Below are 21,065 nucleotides of genomic sequence, written 5' to 3'. Positions count from 1 at the left end.
CCGATCGCGCATGGCGAGCGCGGGCCGGGCCCGGAGCCGGTCACGCCTCTTCGGCGCGGCCCCGGAAGCCCATGGCGAGCACGTAGAGTTCCTTGGAATCGGCGCGGCTCGCCTGCGGCTTGATGTGCTTCACCGTGGCGAAATCGCGCTTGAGGTCGTTGAGAAGGTCGCCCTCGGTGCCGCCCTGCAGCACCTTGCACAGGAAATGGCCGCCGGGCGCCAGCACCTCGCGGGCGAACTGGATCGCAAGCTCGGCGAGATAGATGATCTTGATCTGGTCGGTCTTGCGGTGGCCCGTCGCATTGGCCGCCATGTCGGACAGCACGATATCGGCTTCGCCGCCGAGCATGTCCTTGAGCCGCTCCGGCGCATCGTCGGCGGTGAAGTCGCCCTTCATGAAGGCGACGCCGGGGACGGGGTCGATGTCGAGAAGGTCGATGCCGACGATCTTGCCCTTGCCCTGATCGAGGCCGATGCGCTTGGCCGCGACCTGCAGCCAGCCGCCGGGGGCCGCGCCGAGGTCGACGATCCTCTGGCCGGGTTTGAGCAGCTTCGCCTTGTCGTCGATCTCGAGCAGCTTGAAGGCCGCACGCGAGCGCCAGCCCTCGCGCTTGGCGCGGGCGACGTAGGGGTCGTTGAGCTGGCGCTCCAGCCACTTCTGCTGGCTGGTGGTGCGCTTCTTGGCGGTCTTCAGGCGCACCGCAAGCTGGCGGCCGCCGCCGGTCTTGGTGGTCATCGCCGCTCTCCCTGATAGCCGGAATCATGGGGCCGGTGGTGGAAGGGCCTGCGCCAGACGCCGTCCTGCCGCATCAGGCCAACGAGGATGCCCTCCCGCAGGCCGCGATCGGCGACGCGCAGGCGCTGGCAGGGGAAATGCCGGCGCATGCCTTCGAGAATGGCGCAGCCGGCAAGGACGAGATCGGCACGCTCGGCCCCGATGCAGGGATGAGCGATGCGGTCCTCGTAGGTCATGGCAAGCAGCTGGTCGAGGATCACGTCCACCTCGTTGGCGCCGAGCCAGGCGCCGTCGACACGCCGGCGGTCGTACTTCGGCAGGCCGAGATGAACGCCCGCGAGCGTGGTCACGGTGCCGGACGTGCCGAGCATGTGCAGGTGCTCGATCTGACCCTGAATCGCCGCGCGATGGGCGAAGGGCTCGATCATCGCAGCCACCTCGTCGACCATGCGGTCGAAACTCTCGCGCGTCACATGCTTGCCGTCGTGGCGCTCGGCCAGCGTCACCACGCCGACGGGGAGGGAGGTCCAGCCGAGGATCTCGGCCGTCGGCGGTCCGCCATTGCGGCCCGGCCCGCGCGGCAGCAGCCAGACCAGTTCGGACGAGCCGCCGCCGATATCGAACAGGATGACGCCGCGCGCCTTCGGGTCGGCCAGCGGCACGCAGCCCTGCGCTGCCAGCTGCGCCTCGGTGTGGCGGTCGACGATCTCCAGCGCGAGGCCGGTCTCGTCCTTCACCCGGTGGATGAACTCCTCGCCGTTCGTCGCCTGCCGGCAGGCTTCCGTCGCGATCAGTCGGGCGCGCGCCACCTGCCGGTCGCGCAGCTTCATGCGACAGACCTTCAGCGCCTCGACGGCGCGATCCATGGCCGCGTCGCTCAGGCGGCCGGTCTGGCCGAGGCCCTCGCCGAGCCGGACGATGCGCGAAAACGCGTCCACGACCCGGAAGCTCGCGCCTTCGGGTTTCGCCACCAGCAGGCGGCAATTGTTGGTTCCGAGGTCGAGCGCGGCATATAGCCTGCGCGGCCGGTGCGGCTGCCGGGCGCGGTCATCCCCCGCTCCAGCCGCCGTTGCCGGTTGCACGCCCGATACTCCCGGCGAACCGCTCGGCGGTCCGTGGGCCATGGCGACCTTTCCATCGGAGCCCGGAGCACGCGGGCGCGCTCGACGGACGGACCGATTGATCTGTTCAGTTGCTCCCAATGTAACAGCCGCACCCCGCGCCGCAAGCGCGAAGGCCGTCGCGCGCATGGCTCCGGCTTCGGGTCTTGAACACCGCGCGGCAATCGACTATGACCGCGCCTCGCACCGGCGACCGGGCCGTTTCACACGGCCCTGCTGGGGGATAGTTCAACGGTAGAACAGCGGACTCTGACTCCGTTAATCTTGGTTCGAATCCAGGTCCCCCAGCCAGCCGGCGTTTCCCAGCAAGATCAGTCATTTACGCAGGTCTTCGGGGCCTCGCCAGTACTCGCGTTCGCGCCGTCCGCTCGGGGGGGCTTCGCGGCGCGGGAGCGCCGCTGTTTCGACAAGGGGCACGGCGCAGGCAAGAGCCCGATGGCCGGCAAGAGAATCGCCGGCGGTCCCGGCGCGTTCGCCGAACCTGCGCCGCCCCGCCACTCCGGTCTCCACGTCCGCCGGCTCGTCGAATTGCTCCCCCTGACCTGACCGGAAGCAATTGGGCATGGCGGCCCTGCTCCCCGCCGACGGCCCTGCAAGCTTGACCCTCTGCTCGATTGGCTCACTATTGGGCGAGATTGATCCGGCTTGAACTGGTGAGCGGCGCAGCGCCCATGAAAATCAAGGATATCGCCTTCATCGCGGTTCAGACGGCCCTGCCGGCGGGCAAGGCCTATGGCATGGCGAAGTCGCTGGCCACCGCCCGCGCGACCACGATCGTGCGCCTGACGCTGGAGGACGGCACCGAGGGCATCGGCGAGGCCTGGGGCATTCCGCAGGTCAACATCGCCATGCTGCCGCTGCTGAAGACCTATCTGGTCGGCGCGGACGTCTTCGATGTCGAGCAGGTCTTCGCGCTGATTTACGCGCGCCATTACCATTTCGGCGTGCAGGGCGCGCTCACCTGGTCGATCTCGGGCATCGACATGGCGGCCAAGGATGCCGCCGGCAAGGCGCTGAAACTGCCCGTCCATCGCCTCATCGGCGGCCGGCAGGCCAGCGAGGTCAGCATCTACGCGTCGGGCGGCTATCTCACCGAGAACAGCGAGCGCGATTTCGAGCCGCAGATCGCCGCCATGGCCGAGGCGGGCCACAAGGCGGTGAAGATCAAGATCGGCGTCTCGCCAGCCAATGACGAGCACCGCGTCGCGACGGCGCGCCGCATTCTTGGACCCGATGTCGAGATCATGGTCGACATTAACTCCAACTACACGTTCGATCTCGCCCGCGAGAGCATCGCCCGCATGGCCCCGCACGGCATCGGCTGGGTCGAGGAGCCGCTTGGGCCGCAGGACATCCGCGGTTACGAGCTGCTCCAGCGCTGGAGCCCGGTGCCGATCGCGACCGGCGAGGCGCTCTACACGGTTCACGACTTCCAGCACCTCGTCGAGCGGCGCGCGGTCGACGTGCTCCAGCCCGACCTCTCGCTCTGCGGCGGGCTGTGGCAGGGCCGGCTGATCGCCGCCCTCGCCATCCAGCATCATCTCAGGCTGTCGCCCCATGTCTGGGGCAGCGGCATCGGCCTTGCCGCGGCCGTGCATTTCGTCGCCTCGCTGCCGGTTTCACCCCATTCCAACAATGTGCCGCGACCGACGCTGGTCGAATACGATCTCGGCACCAATCCCCTGCGCGATGGTCTTCTGCGCAATCCGCTGCGGGCCTCGGGTGATCGCCTTGCCGTGCCGGAAGCGCCGGGCCTTGGCGTCGAGATCGACTGGCAGGCGGTCGACCGCTTCGCCGTCAGATAGGCACGGGCGATGAGCGCGCCTTCCGTCCCTCAGGACCTTTCGGGCGCGACCGTTCTGGTCGCGGGCGGGCGTGGTTTCGTGGGTTCCCATGTCGTGCGCGCACTGGTGCGGGCGGGGGCCAGGCCTGTGGTTTTCGGTCCGGCCATGGCGGACGATCTGCTCGCCGATGTGGCGGGTCAGATGATCGACGTGACCGGTTCGATCGAGGACCGCGACGCTGTCGCCGCGCTCTTCGCGCGCTACGAGCCGCGCTTCGTCGTGTCCTGCGTCGCCCATGGCGCCGGCCGTCTCGGCCTGATGCGCACCGGCGAGGCCGATCTCGCCCGCTCCATCGCGGTCAACGTCAACGGCTTCTCGACGCTGCTGGACGAGGCCGCTAGGGCCGGTGTGTCGCGGGTCGTCTGGACCAGTTCGACGGTCGTCTATGGGCCGGCCTCGGCCTATGGTCCCACGCCCGTCACCGAGGACGACCCGACCAGCCCCCTGACCGCCTACGGCCTGACGAAGGAACTGGCCGAGCGCGCCGCCGCCTACCACGCGCGCCGCGACGGGCTGGAGATCGTGGGCTTGCGCCTTCCCTTGGTTCTCGGACCGGGCCTCTGGTACGAAGGCGTCGCGAGCGCCATCGCCAGGGTCTTCACCGATGTCGCCGCGGACCGGACGGCGAGCATCGCCTTCCACGACCGTCCGCTGGATTTCATGGCCGTCTCCGACGTCGCCGAGGCCATGCTCGCGGCCCTGACGCATGGAGCGCCGCTGCGCGGCATCTACAATCTCGCGGGCTTCACCGCCTCGGTGCCGGATGTCATCGACCGGGTTCGCGGCCTCCGCCCATCCGCGCGCATTGCCTACGAGCGCACCGAACCCGCGACGCTCTTTCCGCTGGTCGATGGCCGCCGTTTCGCGGCCGATACGGGATTTCGGCCGGCCCATGATCTCGATGGCCTCGTCCGGTCGCTCCTGAACGCAACAGAGCCCGCCCATGTTTGAGAAGAAGCTCGCCGAACTCGGCATCGAACTGCCCGAGGCTGCAAAACCGGCCTTCAACTACATTCCCGTGACGCTGCATCGCGGCGTCGCCCATGTCTCGGGGCAGTTGCCGAAGATCGGCAACGATATCGTCGTTCGCGGCAAGGTCGGCGCCGAGGTGTCGCTGGAGATCGCGCAGGGCGAGGCTCGCATCTGCATTCTTCAGGGGCTTGCCTGCCTGAAACAGGCGCTCGGCTCGCTCGATCGGATCGAGCGCATCCTGAAGGTCGGTGGCTTCGTCGCTTCGGCACCCGGCTTCAACGACCAGCCGAAGGTGCTCGACGCGGCCTCGAACCTGCTAGGCGACATTTTCGGCGAGGCAGGCCGCCACGCGCGTTCCGCCATCGGCGTGGCCGAACTGCCGCGCAATGCCGCGGTCGAGATCGAGATGACCGTGGCCTATCGCGAATAGGCCGACGACGCCATTCAACCGCCTCCGCCGCGGGCTCGGACGGGGGACTGAGGGGACACGGCCCGAACGGAGACGAGCTATGACGCTACCGACCCTTCTCAATCAATTGGATCGCCGCGCGCTGCTGGCGCTTGGCGGCATGGCCGTTGCCGCCGCACTGGTCGGCCCCGCGCTTGCGGATGACCTTTACGGTCCGAAGGCGACCGATGCCAAGAGCGGCGGCACGCTGAATGTCGGCCTGCTGCTGGAGGCCCCTGGGCTCGACCCGTTCCATCAGGGCGCCGAGGCGCGCATCCGCATCACCGTGCTGATGTATCAGGGCCTCTTCTACGAGACCTCCGGCGGCAAGGCACTGCCGCTGCTGGCCGAGGGCTATGACCTGTCGCCCGACGGGCTGACCTACACGATCCGCATTCGCAAGGGCGTGAAGTTCCACACCGGCGGGGCCATGACCGCGAAGGATGTGGCCTACAGCTACAACTACATCCGCGATTCCAAGAACGGCTCTCCCGGCGCCGGCGATTTCGGTCTGATCAGCGCCATCGAGGCGACCGACGACCACACGATCAAGATGACGCTGTCCTCGCCCAATGCCGCCATCCTGATGACGATGGGCAACAAGTACGGCGCGGTGGTGCCGTCGGGCTATTTCGACGCGCCCGACGCGAAGACCAGGCTCAATCAGGTGTCGGTCGGCACCGGCCCGTTCAAGCTCGCCGAGTTCAAGCCGAACAGCAATGTGACGCTGGCCAAGAACGCCGATTACTGGGAGCCGGGCGTTCCCTATCTGGACCGCATCAATTTCGTCAGCGTGCCGAACGGCGCGGCATTGCTCGTCGGCCTGCGCAACGGCCGCATCGACATGGCGCCGCTGACCCGGCCGCAGGACATCCGGCAGGTGGAGAACGTCCGCGGCCTCGTCGTCGGGCGGACGCCGTCGTTCAACCAGAAGGCCATCGATCTCGGCTCCGAGCTGAAGCCGCTGGACGACGAGCGCGTGCGTCGCGCCATCTCGCTGGCTGTCGACAAGGACGAGATCATGCGCGCCTCGGTCGGCGGCTATGGCGTGGTCATCGGCACGATGGTCGCGAGCATGCAGGAAGCCTGGGGCGTGCCGATCGACAAGCTGCCGAACCAGAAGGTCGATATCGCGGCGGCGAAGAAGCTCCTTGCCGATGCCGGCCACCCCGACGGCTTCGACCTGACGCTGACCACCATCATCGGCTACGACTGGATGGATGCGGCGGCCGTCACGCTGCGCGAACAGCTCGCCAAGATCGGGGTCAGGCTCGCCATCCAGCGCGTCGAGATCGGCGTCTGGATCCGCAATTTCCAGTCGAAGCAGATGGGCTTCACCTTCAACGACTGGGCGACGGTTCCCGATCCGAACCTGCTGTTCTACCGGCACTTCAGATCGATGCCGCAGGGCGCCGACTTCCGCAACTGGAAGAACGAGGCGGCGAGCAAGCTGCTAGACGAGGGGCGGACGGAGAGCGATCCGGCCAAGCGCAAGGATATCTACGCCCGCTTCCAGCAGATCGTGGCCGAGAGCGTCCCGACCATCATGCTGTTCAGCGCCGACCATGTGACGGTGCGGGCGGAGAAGGTGCGCAACTACGACCAGCACGCCACCGGCTGGTTCTACGGCCTCGCCAAGACCTGGATCGCGTCCTGACGCGACGGAGCGATCGGCCGGGGCAGTCTCGCTCCGGCCGGCCCGGCCCATCTGAAAGGGAACCATGGCCGTCTATCTGATCAAGCGACTGGCGGCATCGGTGCTGACCGCGCTCCTCGCCTCCATCGTCGTGTTCCTGATGATGCGCAGCGTGCCGGGGGACGTGGTAGGCCAGATGCTCGGCCAGACCAGCGATCCCGTCGCGACGCAGGCGCTGCGCGAGTTCTTCGGGCTCGACCAGCCCGCCTGGCGGCAATATCTCGGCTGGCTGTCGCGGGTCGTCTCGGGCGATCTCGGCACCAGCTGGACGCGTGGCCAGCCGGTCGGCGGGCTGATCGGCTCGGCGCTCCTCGTGACGCTCCAGCTCGCCGTTGCGACGCTCGTCCTCGCCACCGCCATCGGCGTGCCGCTCGGCGTGATCGCGGCAATGAACGAGGGCAAGCTTGTCGACCGCATCGTCCAGTCCTTCACGCTGTTCGGGCTGGCGGCGCCGGTCTTCTGGGTCGGCCTGATGCTGCTCGTCGGCATTTCGACGGCGACGGGCTGGTCGCCGCCGCTGCTCTACGTGTCGCCGACGCAGTCGCTGAGCGAAAACCTGTCGATCATGGCGCTGCCGATCGTCAGCCTCGCGGTTCTGCAGGCCGCCGCCTACAGCCAGTTCGTCCGGCAGAGCGTCGTCTCCGCTTTCACCGACGATTACGTGCGCACGGCCGTCGCCAAGGGCATGACGCGCAACGTGGTGTTCTTCCGCCATGTTCTGCGCAACGTCGCGATCCCGCTCGTCACCTTCATGGGGCTGATCCTCGTCCAGATCCTCGGCGGCGCCGTGATCATCGAGAGCCTGTTCTCGCTGCCGGGCCTCGGTCGGCTCATGCTCTCGGCCATCGAGACACGCGACTATCCCGTGCTGCAGGGGGCGCTGCTCATCGTCGTTGTTCTGGCCATGGCGGTGAATCTCGGCGTCGACATGCTCTACCGCGTGATCGATCCGCGCGTGCAGGTGGGTTAGGGGGCGGATTTCATGGGCACGATGCGCGTATCCGGCGAGGGACGGAAATCATGACGGCGGTGGAGACCGTTTCGCCCCGCAGAGGTTCCGCCTTGCTGCGCAGGCTCCGCCGCGAGCCTGATCTTGCCGTCGGGCTCGCCATCACCGCCTTCATCGCCGTCGTCGTGCTGTTTCCCGGCCTTTTCACCGGCTACTCGCCGCTTGCGATCAATGTCGACAAGTCGCTGGAGGGCCCGTCCGCGCTGCATCTGTTCGGCACCGACGATGTCGGCCGCGACGTCTTCGCCCGGATCGTCTACGGCGCCCGGATCACGCTGCTGGTCTGCGCCGGAGCGCTCGCGGCTGCGGCCTTCATCGGCGGAGGTTTCGGCATCGTGTCCGGGTTTCTCGGCGGGCGGATCGACATGCTGCTGGGTCGGCTCGCCGATGTCGTGCTGAGCTTCCCACCGATCATTCTCGGCATCATGGTGACGGGCATTCTCGGGCCGAGCACCACCAATCTGGCTCTTGCCCTGACCGTCGTCTACGTGCCGTCCTTCTATCGGATCGCCCGTTCCGGCGCGATTTCGGAAACCGGGCGTACCTATGTGGAGGCCGCCCGCAGCTCCGGGCTCGGCGAGAGCCGCATCCTCGTCAACCACGTCACGCGCAATGTCGTGCCGCTGGTGCTGATGCAGTGCGTGGTTCTGTTCCCGCTGGTGCTGCAGATCCAGTCGGCGCTCGGCTTTCTCGGGCTTGGGGTGCAGCCGCCGACGCCGGACTGGGGGTCGATCCTCCAGCAGGGCAAGGACTACATTCTGTTCGCGCCGTGGATGTCGGCCTTTCCGGGCCTCGCCATCCTGATCACCGCGCTTGCCTTCATGCTGGTCAGCCGCGCCGTCCAGCGCCGCTTCGATCGCCGTTGAGCGGCGGTTGTTTCAGCTGCCGCCGACGGATATGAGCGTGCGCAGCAGATAGGCGCGGATGAGTTCGCGGGCCGCCTCCGTGTCGCGGCGGCCGAGCGCCTCGACGATGGCGGCATTGTCGCGGACGGCGGCCTCGCGCACGGCGCCGATGGGAACGTGATGGCCGCCCGGCCGGCCCCAGCCGGCCTGCCTGCGCGCCGCGATGATCCGCTCGAAGACGGAGACCAGGAAGGCGTTGCCCGAAGCCTTCACGATCGCAAGGTGCAGGGCGTATTTCGCCTCCTTGAACTCGGCCCAGGTGGAGGCGGTATTCAAGGCCTCAAGATAGGTCGAAAGCGCCGCGAGCGTCGTATCGGCCGCCCGCTCCGTGACGAGTTCCGCCAGCATCGGCTCGAACATCAGCCGCGCTTCCAGAAGGTCGCCAAGGCTGAATTCCGGCTCGGAGCGGGGGGCGGACGCGGGAGTCGCGACCTTGGCGACGAAAGTCCCGCGGCCGACATGGCGCTCGATGAGACCTTCCTCCGCCAGCCGCGACATGGCCCGGCGCACGGTATTGCGGGCAGCGCCGTAGCGGCTGGCGAGCGCCCGCTCCGTCGGCAGCCGCGTTCCCGATTTCAGGCGGCCATCAACGATCGAGCCGCTCAGGCTCTGATAGATGATCTGCCCGTCGGAATCGGCCTTCTGGCGAGAGTTGATCGCTTCCGATCCGGCCTGCTGGCGCATTGGGTGGAGCATGGTCCGATTTGGTTATGCCGATGAAGGTCCGTCACTACATGATTTGCCGTCAATACTCAAAAGGTCGGTGACGCGCGGCTCTGGCATGCGCGAAACGGGCGTATTGGTTTCGAATGGAGTGGTAATGGTTGATGCGCCGTCGTCATGATGGACACCGCGCATGAAGGAAGACCAAGCGATGTCGAGCCTCGCCCCGCTCTGGACCGGTCTCACGCCGCAGGAGCACGAGTTTCAGTACAATCCGCAGGCGGCGTTTCCCAATTTCAAGGACGCGCAGGCAGGGCGTGCCCGCGTCAATGCGGCCGCGCTCGAAAGGCTGGCGCGCGAGGCCGACATCGCCTTTGGCGACCATCCTCTGCGCCGGCTCGACGTCTATGCCGCGGCCGGCGCCGCGGGCCCGAAGCCGGTGCACGTCTTCGTGCATGGCGGCTACTGGCGCGCCCAGGACAAGGAGAACTTCGCCTTTGTCGCTGAGCCGCTGGTCGCGGCCGGCATCGTCACGGTCGTGATCAACTACGAGCTGTGCCCGGGCTCGACCCTCGACGGCGTGGCGGAATCGGCAATCGCGGCGGTCGACTGGGTCCGCCGCAATATCGACCGCCTCGGCGGCGACCCCTCCCGCATCACGCTGTCGGGTCATTCCGCCGGCGCGCATCTCGCGGCCGAGGTGCTGGCGCATGAATGGGACGATCCGTCCTTCATCACCGGAATGGTCGCGATCAGCGGCATTTTTGATCCGCGCCCGGTCATGGGCACCACGGTCAATGCCGAGGTGCGTCTCACCGAGGATATCGCGCGCCGTCGGGACGTCGAACGGCGGCCGGTGAGGGCGTCCTGCCCGGTATCGATCTTCGTCGGTGGACTGGAGCCGTGGCAGTGGATCGACCAGTCCTATCGCTATGGCCACCACCTCCACCGCAGCGGCCTGAACCCGGAGGTTCACGTCCTGCCTCGCTGGGGTCATTTCGACATTCTGTCGGAGTATATGGAGCCCGGCAGCCCGATCCTGAGCGCCGTGATGCGGCACGCGAAGGGCTGAGCGACCATGACCGACCGATCCTGGCGCATCTCCGTCTTCGACCTGAAAGCCGCGCAGGCGTGCCGCCTCCCAGCCGCGACGCTCGGCTTCCTGTTCGTGCCTGCGGGTGAGGCGATCGTCTCGTCGGGCGGCGGCGAACAGCGGATCAGCGCCGAGACCGGCATGTTCCTGAGCGCTGGCGACATGGTGGCGGCGGCGGAGGAGGCCTGGCTGTTCCAGATCTCGGAGGGCGACGAAGTCCATCGCAGCGAGGCCCTGACCCCGGTCCTGTCGCGGCGGTCTCCGCCGGTTGGCGGGCCGACGATCGTCCGCGTCGACCGGATCGACCAGCCCGCGGGGATGCAAACCCCGTCGCATCATCATCGCGGGCCGGGCATCAGACGACTGTTGACCGGCAGGCTGCTGGCCGAGGTCGGGGATCACACCGATCTCATCACCTCCGGGCAGGCCTGGTTCGAGTCCGGCCGGGAGCCGGTGGTCGGCACCAATCTGAACACCGGCACCAACACGTTCATCCGCATGATGATCCTGCCGGCCGAGCTGGAAGGCGGCAAGTCCTCGTTCGTGGCGACCACGCCGGCCGACGCGGCGCGCCCGCGCGGGGTGACGCCCCAGGTCTTCGGCGAGCGCCGGATCTGGTAGCGGCCAGCGGATGCCCGGCGCGGCAGCTTGTCAGTCCTTGCGGCTGCAACAGGCGCTGCCGGGCCCATGGGGTGGCAATTTCTGCGCGCAACCCCATATGACGCCCATGTCCAAGTCTTCAGCAGTTGATCGTCACACCGCCACCGACAAGGCATTCCGCGCTATCGTTGACGCCGAACAGGCCAAACGCACCGCAAACATGGCCCGCCTGCGGGCCGCGCGGCTCGGTCAGGAGGCTCCCGCCGAGCCGAAGGCCCAGCCCAAGAAGACCAAGCGCTAATCCTTACGTCTCGCGTTCAGCACTTCCACTGAAAGCCGTCCACGACGAAGTGCTGGCCGGTGATGAACATGTGCGCGTCGGTGCAGAGATAGGCGACGATGCTCGCGACGTCTTCCGGCGTGCCGACGCGCCCCATGGCGATGCCGGAGACGAGATCGTCCTCGCGGCGACTGATCAGGTCGCGCAGCAGTTCGGTGGCGATGACACCCGGGCAGATGGCGTTGACCGAGATTTTCGGACCGAGTTCCTTGGCGAGCGAACGCGTCAGGCCGAGAATGCCGGCCTTGGCAGCCGCATAGGCATGCTTGCTGACCGCCCTGGTGACGCCGCCCGACAGGGCGTTCAGCGACGAAATCGAGACGATCCGCCCGCCCTCGGCCTGGTTCAGCATGACCGGAGCCGCCGCGTGGATGTAGTTGAAGCAGCTCTTGAGGTTGACCGCGATGGCGCGGTCGAACTCGCCCTCGGTGATGTCGAGGATCGGCTTCGGTGCCGGCGCGCCGGCATTGTTGACCAGCACGTCCAGCCGGCCCCGGTCGGCCATGACCGCATCGACCACTTCATGCGCGCGCGCGAAGCTGCTCGCATCCGCCTGGTAGGTGAGGGCGGCAACGCCGAGCGCGCGGATATCGTCGGCGGTTTTCTCCATTTCCGGCTCGAGCAGATCGACGAGCGCGATGTCGAAGCCTCTTCCCGCCAGCGAGAGGGCGCAGGCGCGGCCGATGCCGCGTCCCGCGCCCGTGACCAGTGCGACCTTGGCCATGGCCCCGCCGCTCAGTCGGCCGCGTTGTCGCGGGCGAAGGCCGCGACGTCGGCATGGGTGGCGAACCAGACGTCGCCCTTTGCCTTGGCGAGCCGGATCAGCTCCTCGATGATCCAGATGCGCGAGCGGTAGCCGATCATGTGCGGATGGCAGGTCAGCTGGAAGATGCCGCCTTCCTCGTAGGCCGCCTCGAATTCGCGGCGGAAGATGTCGAACACGCCCTCCGGCGGCGTGTAGGGCCGCAGGTTCTGGAAGCGCAGCATCATGAAATAGGGCGCGTCGTCGCGAATCCACTCGACCGGCAGCTCGACGACGCCCGTCGGCTCGCCGTCCAGCAGCAGCTCGTAGCAGTCGATATCGGCCATCAGCGAGGTGTCGTAGGCGAGACCCATTTCCTTGGTGATGCGCAGCGTGTGGGGCGAGAAATCCCACGAAGCCGTGCGCGATCCGACGACACGGACGCCGGTGACCTTCTCCAGCGTGTCGGCCGAACGCATCATGATGTTGCGCTCATCGTCATAGGACAGCACGGAATTGAGCTCGTGGATCCACGAGTGAAGGCCGATCTCGTGACCCTCGGCGACGACGCGGCGCTGCTCGTCGGGATGCAGCAGGGCCGCGACCGCCGGCACGAAGAAGGTGGCCGGCACGTCGTATTTCTTGAGCAGATTGAGGATCATCGGCACGCCGACGCGGTTGCCGTACTGGCCCCAGGCCATCCGGCCGACCGACTTGCCGCCGTCGCGCAGTTCGTTGGTCTCGTGGTCGGAATCGAACGAGAGCGCGAAGGCGCAGCGGGCGCCGCCCTTCCAGGACTTCGGCTTGTAGGTGCGTCCCGCGCGGACGTGATTGACGAGCCCGCGCCAGTGCGCCTCCGGCCACTGCCACGGTTCCATCTTGGAATAGTCGGTCATGGTCTCTCTCCCGTCTTGGCTGATCTTGAAGGGTGGATTCGGCGATTACAGCAGCGGCCCGCCGGTGACGGCCAGCGTCTGCCCGGTGATCCACGAGGCCCGGTCGGAGGCGAGGAAGGTCACCGCGTCGGCAATGTCCTTCGGCTCGCCCATGCGGCGCATGGCAATGTTCTCGGCGAACTTCTGGCGAAACTCCGGCGTCCAGCTGTTCCACTGGCGCTCATAGTCGGGGCTGGTCGCCATGAAGCCAGGCGCGACCGAATTGACGGTGATGCCGAAGCGGCCAAGCTCCTGCGCCAACTGCTTCACCAGACCGATCTGGCCGTGCTTGGAGGCGGCGTAGCTCTGGATGCCGGTGAAGGAGGTGGCCAGGCCGGCGCGGCTCGAAATGGTGATGAGGCGACCGCGGCCCTTCGCCTTCATCGGGGCGGCCACCGCCTTCGCGAACAGGAACGCACCCTTGAGGTTGGCATCGACGATGGCGTCGAAATCGGCGGCGCTGACTTCGTCCAGCGGGCGGGGCTTCTGCCCGCGCACGCCGCCCGCGACATAGACGGCGATGTCGGGCGCGCCGGCGGTCGCGACGACCGCTGCGATCGAGGCCTCGTCGGTCACGTCGACCTTCGCGGCAATGATCTCGCCGCCGCCCGCGACGGGACCGGCGATCGCCTGCAACTGATCCACCAGCAGGTCGCAGGCGACGACCCGCGCGCCATCGGACGCGAGCGAACGGGCGATGGACTGGCCGATGCCGCGCGCGGCCCCGGCGACGATGGCGGTCTGTCCGTCGAAGCGGATCAGCATGGGCGAACTCCGGATCGGCGGTGCCGCGGGCACCGCGCATGGCTGTTGCCGGGGACGGACCGGTCAGTGGAAGACCCGGCCTCCGTCGACGACGAGGGTTGAACCGGTCGCGAAGGTCGAGTCCGGCCCGGTCAGGAAGAGAATGGCGGCGGCGATATCGGCCGGCCGGCCGATGCGCTTGAGCACCACGCGGTTGCGTACGGCCTCCTGCATCGCCACGGGGTCGTCGGCTGCGTCGATCCCGGAGCGCAGCATCGGCGTTTCGATGGCGCCGGGGCAGACCACGTTGACGCGGATGTTGCGCGGAGCCAGGTCGACGGCCAGCGCCTTGGAGAACATCACGACAGCCGCCTTGGAGGCGCAATAGGCCGTGCGGCTGGCGATGGGAAAGAGGCCCGCGCCCGAGGCGAGATTGACGATGCTGGCGGTCGCGTTGGCCGAGAGCCCGTCGAGCGCTGCGTGGCAGACCGACATGGTGCCGGTGACGTTGACGGCGAAGACGCGCTGCCACTCGGCGGGCGTCATCGTCGCGAAGTCACGGATGAGGTCGATGCCGGCGGCGTTCACCACGCCGTCAATGCCGCCCATGGCGTCGGCGGCCTCGGCGACGGCCGTGACGACGGCGTCATGGTCGGTGACGTCGCAGGCATGCGCGCTGGCGCCGGACATCGAGGCGGCCACCGCAGAGACGGCGTCACCGTCACGATCAAGAAGCGCAACCTGCGCGCCCTCACTTGCGAAGAGCCCGGCCGTCGCCCTCCCGATGCCGGAGGCGGCGCCGGTGATGAGAATGCGGCGGTTCGGCAGTTTCATCGCGCATTGCTCCGGTGATGCACGGGGCCAAATGGATGGCGCGGCCCCCAAGGGGACCGCGCCGTTCCGTCAGTGGAGCTTGGTTCCGGCCGTTTCCTTGAGCTTCAGGATGACGGCGAGCGAGATGACCGCGGCCGGCACCAGGTAGAAGTAGGTCGGCGAGACCGGCGACCCCGTCTTCTGGATCAGCCACGTCGCGATGAACGGCGCGAAACCGCCGAACACCGCGACCGCCAGCGTGTAGCCGGCCGACATCCAGGTCGAGCGCAGGTGCGTCGGGAAGATCTCCGAGATCGCCGCCGGGCCGGGGCCGGAATAGAGCGCCAGCAGGACGCCGAACAGGATCTGGATCGGAAGGACCAGCGCGAAACCGCCCTTCGCCGCCATCAGCGAGAACAGCGGATAGGCGAGGGCGCCGATGCTCAGCGCGCTCGCCATCAGCAGCGGACGGCGGCCGATGCGGTCGGACAGCGCGCCCCAGACGGGGATGGCGATGACCATGGCGATCAGGCCGATCGTGTTCGCCCAGAGCGCCTCGGACGGCGTGAGGCCGGCGAAGCGCTGGGTGAAGCTCGGCATCCAGGCGAGCAGCGTGTAGTAGGCGATGGTCCAGAAGATCGTGAAACCGAAGGCCATCGCGCCGAGCGGGAAGCCCGAGGCGACCGGCGCGTCGGTTGCCGCTTCGCGGCTCGCCTCGAAGTGCGGCGTCTCCTCGACGTTCCGGCGCATGTAGACGCCGACGACCAGCAGGACGGCGCCGAGCAGGAACGGCACGCGCCAGCCCCATTCGAGCATGGCGGAGGCCGTCAGCGTCGAGGTCAGGATCGCTGCGGTGGCAGAGCCGAGCAGCGAGCCGCCGGCGGTGGATACCTGCTGGAACGAACCGAAGAAGCCGCGGCGCTTGGCGGGCGACCACTCGATGATGAAGGCCGTGGATGTGCCCCACTCGCCGCCGGCGGCGATGCCCTGAACGATCCGCAGCAGCACCAGCAAGATCGGCGCCCAGATGCCGATGGAGTCGTAGGACGGCAGGATGCCGATGCCGATCGTGCCGAAGGCCATCATGAAGATGGTGAGCACGAGCGCGGCCTTGCGCCCCTTGGTATCGCCGAGACGTCCGATCACGACGCCGCCGAAGGGGCGGGCGAGGAAGCCGACGCCATAGGCGGCGAAAGCGGCCAGCAGCGACGCGGTCGGGTCGGTGCTGGGGAAGAATTTCGCGGCGATCAGGGTCGCCAGATAGGCATAGACGCCGAAATCGTACCATTCGAGCAGGTTGCCGATCGACGCGGCCCAGATTGCCTTGCGTGATTTGTCGTTCAGGGCGCCGTCGCTTGTCGCCGGCGCGGTCGTAGCAGAACTCATTTTGATCCCTCCTATGTATTACAATGCAATACGTAATAGTGTATTGTAATACTGAGGCTTGCAGGCGTCCATGTGGGGAAGGCAATGGCTCTGGACAAAAAAAACAAAGAGAATCCGCTATTTGTGAATTCCATCGCCAAGTGCATGGCAGTCTTGCGCGCTTTCGGCGGAACGAGCTGGCAGCTCGGACTGCAGGAGCTCAGCGAGCGCTCCGGCCTCGACAAAAGCACCGTGCAGCGCATGGTGCACACGCTGGTGCAACTCGGGTACCTCGAACGAAGCGCGGCTACCCGTCGCTACACGCTGGGAACCGCCGTCCTCGATTTCTCGTTCCAGTTCATCCGCTCTCATCCGCTTGTCGAACTGGCGACGCCGCACCTGATCGAGTTGCGCAAGCGCTGCGACGAGCGTGTCGATCTCAGCCTCTTCGACGGGCCGACGATCGTCTATGTGATGCGCCAGCCGAGCCGGCTCGCGCCTTTCTACACGACCGTCGTCGGCCGCCGGATGCCGATCTTCTGCACGGCCGGCGGGCGGGCCATCCTCGCCAGGCTGCCGCGCGACGAAGCCCGGCGGATCATCGCGGATTCTCCGCGCGAGCCCCGCACGCCACGAACCATCACCGATGTCGATGCCATCATGGACCTGATCGATCGCGCGCGCGCCGACGGCTACTCAATGGCGGTCGAGGAGGCCGTGCCGGGCGACATCACGCTGGCGGGCGCGCTGGTGAACGAGGAGGGCCACCCGCTCGGCGCGGTTCACATCGCCGCGCGCGTCAGCGACTGGACGCCGGCCGCGTTCCTGGACCGGATGCGGCCGCTGCTGCTGGAAACGATGGAGGCGCTCAATCCGCCACGCTAGCGGCGGCGCCTCTCAGCCCCACACCGCGTCCGGCAGGGCGTCGAGCGGGATCTTGAGATAGCGCTTGCCGTTGGCCTCGGGCGGCGGCAGCGCGCCGCCGTTGATGTTCACCTGCAACGCGTGGAGGATCAGCTTCGGCATCGGCAGGGTCCGGTCGCGTGCCGTCCGCACCGCGACGAACTCAGCTTCGCTCCCGGCCTTGGTGAGATGGATGTTCTCGCGCGCCTGCTGGGCAACCGTGCTCTGCCAGAGCGGCTCGCGTCCGCCGGGCTGGTAGTCGTGGCCGGTGAACAGGCGCGTTTCCGGGGGGAGCGAGAGGATGGCCTGGATCGACCGCCAGAGCGCGACGGCCGAACCGCCCGGGAAATCGCAGCGCGCCGTGCCGCTGTCGGGCATGAACAGCGTGTCGTGGATGAAAGCGGCATTGCTAGCGACATAGGTGACCGAGGCGAGAGTATGGCCCGGCGAGTGCATCACCCGCACCGGAATCGTGCCGATGGCGAATGTGTCGCCGTCGGCGAACAGGCGGTCCCATTGCGAGCCGTCGGTGGGAAAATCCGGCAGGTGGTAGATGTCGCGCCAGAGCTTCTGCACCGCGACCACCTTTGCGCCGATCGCGGTTGGCGCGCCCGTGCGGCCCTTCAGATAGGGCGCGGCCGAGAAATGATCGGCGTGCGGGTGGGTATCGAGGATCCATTCCACGGTGAGGCCGTGCTCGGCGACCAGACCGAGGAGGGTATCGGCGCTGCGCGTCGCCGTCGCCCCGGACTTCTCGTCGTAGTCGAGAACCGGGTCGATGATGGCGCAGCGCCGCGTCTCGGGGTCGGCGACGATGTACTGGATCGAAAAAGTCCGCTTCTCGAACAGCCCGATGACCAGAGGCTCATTGGTCGCCGCCATGGCGGTCCGCTCCACGAATGCATGCACGCAGTACGTTGTTATCGCCTCGGGCGCGCGAAAGGGAAACAGTTTCCTGAACAATTGCCCAACAGGGAAGTTCATTCCGAGTTCAACTGGCCGCCGCCATCGTCGGCGGACCGAAAGCAAGGAGGAAGACATGGATCGCAGACATTTCTTCACATCCGTCGCCGCAGGGGCCGTTGCGCTTTGCGCCATCGGGTCGACCGCGGCCACGGCAGCGCCTGCGGCGCAGCCGGCTCCGGTCGCGCCGGCTCCGGTCGCGTCGGCTTCCGAGGCTCCGACCGAGATGCAGTGGGGTTGGCGTCGCCGTCGCTGGCGCCGTCGCTACTGGCGTCGCCGTTGGTGGGGGCCGCGTCGTCGCTATTGGCGCCGCCGCTACTGGCGCCGGCGCTACTACTGGTAACCCGGCCCGAGGATGGCTCGCCCATCGCGGCGAGCCACCGCACCGAGGCGGTGTCGTTTCATTCGACCATCTTCATTCGATTATCGAACGCATGCAGAAGGCCCGCCGGTTTGGCGGGCCTTTCCATCTCGATCCGGCATTTGATCAGCGGCGCTGTTTGTCGCGGTCGTGGTCCGGACGCATCTGGTCCTTGTCACCGCCCCGGCCGGGCTCGTGCTTGCCGCCCTGCTGCTGCGGGGCGCCGCCACCCTGCTGGTGCTGCTTGTTCTGCTGGTCGCGATCCTTGTCCATGTCGGGCTTCTGGCCCTGAGGATGATTGCCCATAGGTCGCATTCCTTGTGTTATCCCAGCCCTCGGCGGAACAACGGGCGGGACGCCGCGACGTTCCCGCCGCCGCGATCACGAAATTGCGACGCGCTACGAACCACGCCATCGCGTCTGGCGGCCCATCACATCGTATCGGGCGGCCCGTCACATCGTGTCGGGTGGATTGATCGGGTCTGCCGGCTCGGGCAGCCCCGGATCAGGATCCGGCTGTTCCGGCTGCGGTGGAATCGGCGGCGGCATGGGTGAGGGGAACGGCTCCGGCATGGGCGGTTGCGGGTCGCCCATGGTCATCGCGTTCATGCCCATCGCACCCCGCGAAACACGCCAGTCGATTTCCGCGCTCTGAATCCTCATCGAACTCTCCCGGGCTGCTCTTCGAGAGGTAACGGGCGACGCCCGACTTCGTTCCGAGAATGCCGCGCGCCGCCCCTGTTTGTCGCATGGCTCCGCCATTGCGCGCGGCGATTCAACCGGTTTAGGCTGGCTTCAAGGCTGGCCGCCCACGGGCGCGACCATCAAGAACTGCCGGGAGGAAATCGATGAAGAAGCTATTCGCCGCGCTGGCCGGCGCCCTTGCGCTCCTATCCACCCAGGCCGTGGCCCAGACGCCTGCCTGGCCGCAGCGGCAGGTGACCGTCATCGTGCCGTTCACGGCCGGCGGCACGACGGATCTGTTCGCCCGCATCTTCACGCAGGCGATGCAGCAGAAATACAACGTGCCCTTCGTGGTGGAGAACCGCGCCGGGGCCGGCGGCACGGTCGGCGCTGGCGCTGCCGCGCGCGGCCCGAAGGACGGCTATACGCTGTTCGTCGGCACGGCGAGCACCCACGCCATCGCGCCCTATGTCTACAAGCAGCTGAACTACGACGCCGACCGCGACTTCCAGCCCATCAGCCTGTTCGCGACCCTGCCGAACATGCTGGTGATCGCGAACAACATCCCCGCGCGCAACTTCGCGGAGTTCGTGGCCTATGCGAAGGCCAATCCCGGCAAGCTGAACTACGGCTCCTCGGGCATCGGCGCGTCGAACCATATCCCCGCCGAGATCATCTCGAACCTCATCGGGACGCCGATGACCCACATTCCGTTCCGGTCGTCGAACGAGATCATGAACGCGCTCGTCGGCGGGCACATTCATCTCGCCTTCGACAACATCACCTTCGCCTGGCCGCAGGCCCAGGGCGGCACGGTCAGGGCGATCGCGGTCACCTCGGCGCAGCGCAGCCCCACCGCGCCCGATGTCCCGACCATCGCGGAAACCTTCCCCGGCTTCGACATCGGCACCTGGCACGGCCTGTTCGCGCCGGCCGGCGTGCCGCGGGATGTTGCGGAAAAGATCGCCGCCGACGTGAGGGAGATCTTCTCGCGGCCCGATGTGGTGGCGCGGCTGAAGGAGATCGGCGCGGTGGCCTCGCCCAACACGCCGGACGCGTTCACCGCCTTCTCCCGCTCCGAGCGCGAGCGCTACCAGCGGATCGTGCGCGAAGCCCGAATCGAGCCGCAGTGAGCCAGCCTGAACCGGATACTGGTTCGCGCGTTGCCTTTCCTGAAGACCGGAGCCCGACGGCTCCGGCCGATACGGAGAGGGCCGCATGTGGACCGGCCTTCCCGTCGTCCTGCCGACCGCGGTTCGGGTCTTCGACGGCTATCCCGGCGGCGACGGCTCGGTGATCACCGTGATGATCGTCCTGACCGCGCTCCACATGCTCAACTGGCTGCCGGGCCCGTGGTGGTGAGGCGCGTTCAGCGCCCCTTTGCCTTCCGCCATGCCGCGAAGTCGATCTTGGTCTGCTCCTCGGTCGCGGGGTAGAGGCCGAGGATCGAGCGGCCCTCCAGAACCTTCTCGGTGACGAAATCCTCGAAAGCGGTCATCTCGACCGCCTCGGTCGCGACCTCGTCCGCGAGGTGGGCGGGGATCACGATCACGCCCTCGCCATCGCCCACCACCACGTCGCCCGGCCAGACCGGAACGTCGCCGCAGCCGATCGGCACGTTGATGTCGATGGCCTGATGCAGGGTGAGGTTGGTCGGCGCCGACGGACGATGATGGTAGGCGGGGATCGACAGGGTCGCGATTTCAGGTGAATCGCGAAAGCCGCCGTCAGTGACGACGCCCGCGACGCCGCGCTTCATCAGCCGCGAGACCAGGATGCCGCCGGCGGAGGCCGCGCGCGCATCCTTGCGGCTGTCGATCACCATGACCGCGCCGGGCGGGCAATCCTCGACCGCCTTGCGCTGGGGATGGCCGCGGTCGAGGAACACCGACAGCGGATTGAGGTCCTCGCGCGCGGGGATGTAGCGCAGCGTGAAGGCCTCGCCGACCATGTTGGGCAGCGAGGGGTTGAGCGGGCGCACGTCCTGGATGAACTGGTTGCGCAGGCCGCGCTTGAACAGGGCCGTGCACAGGGTGGCGGTCGAGACGCCCTTCAGCTTCTCGGCGGTTTCGGGCTTCAGGCTCATCGGGCTCTCCCTGTACGGCCAGTTTCGTCGTCCGGCCGTTTC

General features: G+C 67.5%; 24 protein-coding genes and 1 tRNA gene. 13 read left to right on the top strand and 12 right to left on the bottom strand.

Annotated features, from left to right (window positions below):
- Nucleotides 1-40: 40 nt before the first annotated feature.
- The gene (locus tag JNK84_RS04980) at nt 41-736 is read right to left on the bottom strand and encodes an RlmE family RNA methyltransferase (RefSeq protein ID WP_293421178.1); all 696 of its coding nucleotides are present in this window, start codon (nt 734-736) and stop codon (nt 41-43) included.
- Entirely contained in the window at nt 733-1,860 is a 1,128-nt protein-coding gene (locus JNK84_RS04975) for a Ppx/GppA phosphatase family protein (protein ID WP_441343203.1), read from the bottom strand. The genes JNK84_RS04980 and JNK84_RS04975 overlap by 4 nt, the downstream gene beginning before the upstream one ends.
- A 214-nt stretch (nt 1,861-2,074) precedes the next feature.
- On the opposite strand from JNK84_RS04975, the gene JNK84_RS04970 reads away from it, so the two are divergent.
- The 7 genes from JNK84_RS04970 (at nt 2,075) to JNK84_RS04940 (ending at nt 8,692) form a co-directional block, all read left to right on the top strand.
- Nucleotides 2,075-2,148, top strand: a tRNA-Gln gene (locus tag JNK84_RS04970).
- A gap of 380 nt (nt 2,149-2,528) precedes the next feature.
- Nucleotides 2,529-3,662 carry a mandelate racemase/muconate lactonizing enzyme family protein gene (locus tag JNK84_RS04965; RefSeq protein WP_293421174.1) on the top strand — a complete coding sequence of 378 codons (1,134 nt, stop codon included), beginning with the start codon at nt 2,529-2,531 and terminating at the stop codon, nt 3,660-3,662.
- Between the two features lie 9 nt (nt 3,663-3,671).
- Nucleotides 3,672-4,652 (top strand): NAD-dependent epimerase/dehydratase family protein, encoded by a 981-nt coding sequence (locus JNK84_RS04960; RefSeq protein WP_293421172.1) that lies wholly within the window; start codon nt 3,672-3,674, stop codon nt 4,650-4,652.
- Entirely contained in the window at nt 4,645-5,103 is a 459-nt protein-coding gene (locus JNK84_RS04955) for a RidA family protein (protein WP_293421170.1), read from the top strand. Before JNK84_RS04960 ends, JNK84_RS04955 begins: the two co-directional genes overlap by 8 nt.
- Nucleotides 5,104-5,182: 79 nt before the next feature.
- Nucleotides 5,183-6,778, top strand: a complete 1,596-nt coding sequence (locus JNK84_RS04950) for an ABC transporter substrate-binding protein (RefSeq protein ID WP_293421168.1) — start codon at nt 5,183-5,185, stop codon at nt 6,776-6,778.
- Between the two features lie 64 nt (nt 6,779-6,842).
- Nucleotides 6,843-7,787: an ABC transporter permease gene (locus JNK84_RS04945; RefSeq protein ID WP_293421166.1), complete on the top strand. Its 945-nt coding sequence runs from the start codon at nt 6,843-6,845 to the stop codon at nt 7,785-7,787.
- A gap of 92 nt (nt 7,788-7,879) precedes the next feature.
- Nucleotides 7,880-8,692: an ABC transporter permease gene (locus JNK84_RS04940; protein WP_293421164.1), complete on the top strand. Its 813-nt coding sequence runs from the start codon at nt 7,880-7,882 to the stop codon at nt 8,690-8,692.
- A 12-nt stretch (nt 8,693-8,704) separates the two neighbouring features.
- On the opposite strand, the gene JNK84_RS04935 is transcribed toward JNK84_RS04940, so the two are convergent.
- Nucleotides 8,705-9,427, bottom strand: coding sequence for a FadR/GntR family transcriptional regulator (locus tag JNK84_RS04935; RefSeq protein ID WP_293421162.1), 723 nt, complete (start codon nt 9,425-9,427; stop codon nt 8,705-8,707).
- Between the two features lie 160 nt (nt 9,428-9,587).
- On the opposite strand from JNK84_RS04935, the gene JNK84_RS04930 reads away from it, so the two are divergent.
- From JNK84_RS04930 to JNK84_RS04920, 3 genes are all read left to right on the top strand, one after another.
- Complete coding sequence (locus tag JNK84_RS04930; protein WP_293421160.1) at nt 9,588-10,466, top strand: alpha/beta hydrolase; 879 nt, start codon at nt 9,588-9,590, stop codon at nt 10,464-10,466.
- A 6-nt stretch (nt 10,467-10,472) separates the two neighbouring features.
- Nucleotides 10,473-11,108, top strand: a complete 636-nt coding sequence (locus JNK84_RS04925) for a hypothetical protein (protein WP_293421158.1) — start codon at nt 10,473-10,475, stop codon at nt 11,106-11,108.
- Nucleotides 11,109-11,205: 97 nt separating this feature from the next.
- Nucleotides 11,206-11,388 (top strand): hypothetical protein, encoded by a 183-nt coding sequence (locus JNK84_RS04920; RefSeq protein ID WP_293421156.1) that lies wholly within the window; start codon nt 11,206-11,208, stop codon nt 11,386-11,388.
- Nucleotides 11,389-11,404: 16 nt separating this feature from the next.
- Here JNK84_RS04920 and JNK84_RS04915 read toward each other — a convergent pair whose 3' ends face one another.
- The 5 genes from JNK84_RS04915 to JNK84_RS04895 all read right to left on the bottom strand — a co-directional run bounded on the left by JNK84_RS04915 (nt 11,405) and on the right by JNK84_RS04895 (nt 16,047).
- Nucleotides 11,405-12,151, bottom strand: a complete 747-nt coding sequence (locus tag JNK84_RS04915) for an SDR family NAD(P)-dependent oxidoreductase (RefSeq protein ID WP_293421154.1) — start codon at nt 12,149-12,151, stop codon at nt 11,405-11,407.
- Between the two features lie 11 nt (nt 12,152-12,162).
- Nucleotides 12,163-13,065 carry a polysaccharide deacetylase family protein gene (locus JNK84_RS04910; protein ID WP_293421152.1) on the bottom strand — a complete coding sequence of 301 codons (903 nt, stop codon included), beginning with the start codon at nt 13,063-13,065 and terminating at the stop codon, nt 12,163-12,165.
- Between the two features lie 45 nt (nt 13,066-13,110).
- Nucleotides 13,111-13,869 carry an SDR family NAD(P)-dependent oxidoreductase gene (locus JNK84_RS04905; protein WP_293421150.1) on the bottom strand — a complete coding sequence of 253 codons (759 nt, stop codon included), beginning with the start codon at nt 13,867-13,869 and terminating at the stop codon, nt 13,111-13,113.
- 63 nt (nt 13,870-13,932) lie between these two features.
- Nucleotides 13,933-14,682 (bottom strand): SDR family NAD(P)-dependent oxidoreductase, encoded by a 750-nt coding sequence (locus JNK84_RS04900; protein ID WP_293421148.1) that lies wholly within the window; start codon nt 14,680-14,682, stop codon nt 13,933-13,935.
- A 69-nt stretch (nt 14,683-14,751) separates the two neighbouring features.
- The gene (locus JNK84_RS04895; protein ID WP_293421146.1) at nt 14,752-16,047 is read right to left on the bottom strand and encodes an MFS transporter; all 1,296 of its coding nucleotides are present in this window, start codon (nt 16,045-16,047) and stop codon (nt 14,752-14,754) included.
- A 72-nt stretch (nt 16,048-16,119) separates the two neighbouring features.
- Here JNK84_RS04895 and JNK84_RS04890 point away from each other — a divergent pair, with 72 nt between their 5' ends.
- Nucleotides 16,120-16,911: an IclR family transcriptional regulator gene (locus JNK84_RS04890; protein ID WP_293421144.1), complete on the top strand. Its 792-nt coding sequence runs from the start codon at nt 16,120-16,122 to the stop codon at nt 16,909-16,911.
- A 12-nt stretch (nt 16,912-16,923) separates the two neighbouring features.
- On the opposite strand, the gene JNK84_RS04885 is transcribed toward JNK84_RS04890, so the two are convergent.
- The 3 genes from JNK84_RS04885 to JNK84_RS04875 form a co-directional block, all read right to left on the bottom strand.
- Nucleotides 16,924-17,811 carry an MBL fold metallo-hydrolase gene (locus JNK84_RS04885; protein ID WP_293421142.1) on the bottom strand — a complete coding sequence of 296 codons (888 nt, stop codon included), beginning with the start codon at nt 17,809-17,811 and terminating at the stop codon, nt 16,924-16,926.
- 568 nt (nt 17,812-18,379) lie between these two features.
- Complete coding sequence (locus tag JNK84_RS04880; protein ID WP_293421140.1) at nt 18,380-18,559, bottom strand: hypothetical protein; 180 nt, start codon at nt 18,557-18,559, stop codon at nt 18,380-18,382.
- Between the two features lie 147 nt (nt 18,560-18,706).
- Nucleotides 18,707-18,916: a hypothetical protein gene (locus tag JNK84_RS04875; protein WP_293421138.1), complete on the bottom strand. Its 210-nt coding sequence runs from the start codon at nt 18,914-18,916 to the stop codon at nt 18,707-18,709.
- A 185-nt stretch (nt 18,917-19,101) separates the two neighbouring features.
- Between JNK84_RS04875 and JNK84_RS04870 the strand changes: the two genes are divergently transcribed.
- The gene (locus JNK84_RS04870; protein WP_293421136.1) at nt 19,102-20,070 is read left to right on the top strand and encodes a Bug family tripartite tricarboxylate transporter substrate binding protein; all 969 of its coding nucleotides are present in this window, start codon (nt 19,102-19,104) and stop codon (nt 20,068-20,070) included.
- An 85-nt stretch (nt 20,071-20,155) separates the two neighbouring features.
- Complete coding sequence (locus JNK84_RS04865) at nt 20,156-20,299, top strand: hypothetical protein (RefSeq protein ID WP_293421134.1); 144 nt, start codon at nt 20,156-20,158, stop codon at nt 20,297-20,299.
- 7 nt (nt 20,300-20,306) lie between these two features.
- On the opposite strand, the gene JNK84_RS04860 is transcribed toward JNK84_RS04865, so the two are convergent.
- Nucleotides 20,307-21,023 (bottom strand): ribonuclease activity regulator RraA, encoded by a 717-nt coding sequence (locus tag JNK84_RS04860; protein WP_293421132.1) that lies wholly within the window; start codon nt 21,021-21,023, stop codon nt 20,307-20,309.
- Between the last annotated feature and the right edge of the window lie 42 nt (nt 21,024-21,065).

The sequence above is a fragment of the Phreatobacter sp. genome (genome assembly GCF_016793595.1).
Lineage (GTDB): Bacteria > Pseudomonadota > Alphaproteobacteria > Rhizobiales > Phreatobacteraceae > Phreatobacter.
This window is presented reverse-complemented; position numbering and strand designations above follow the sequence as displayed.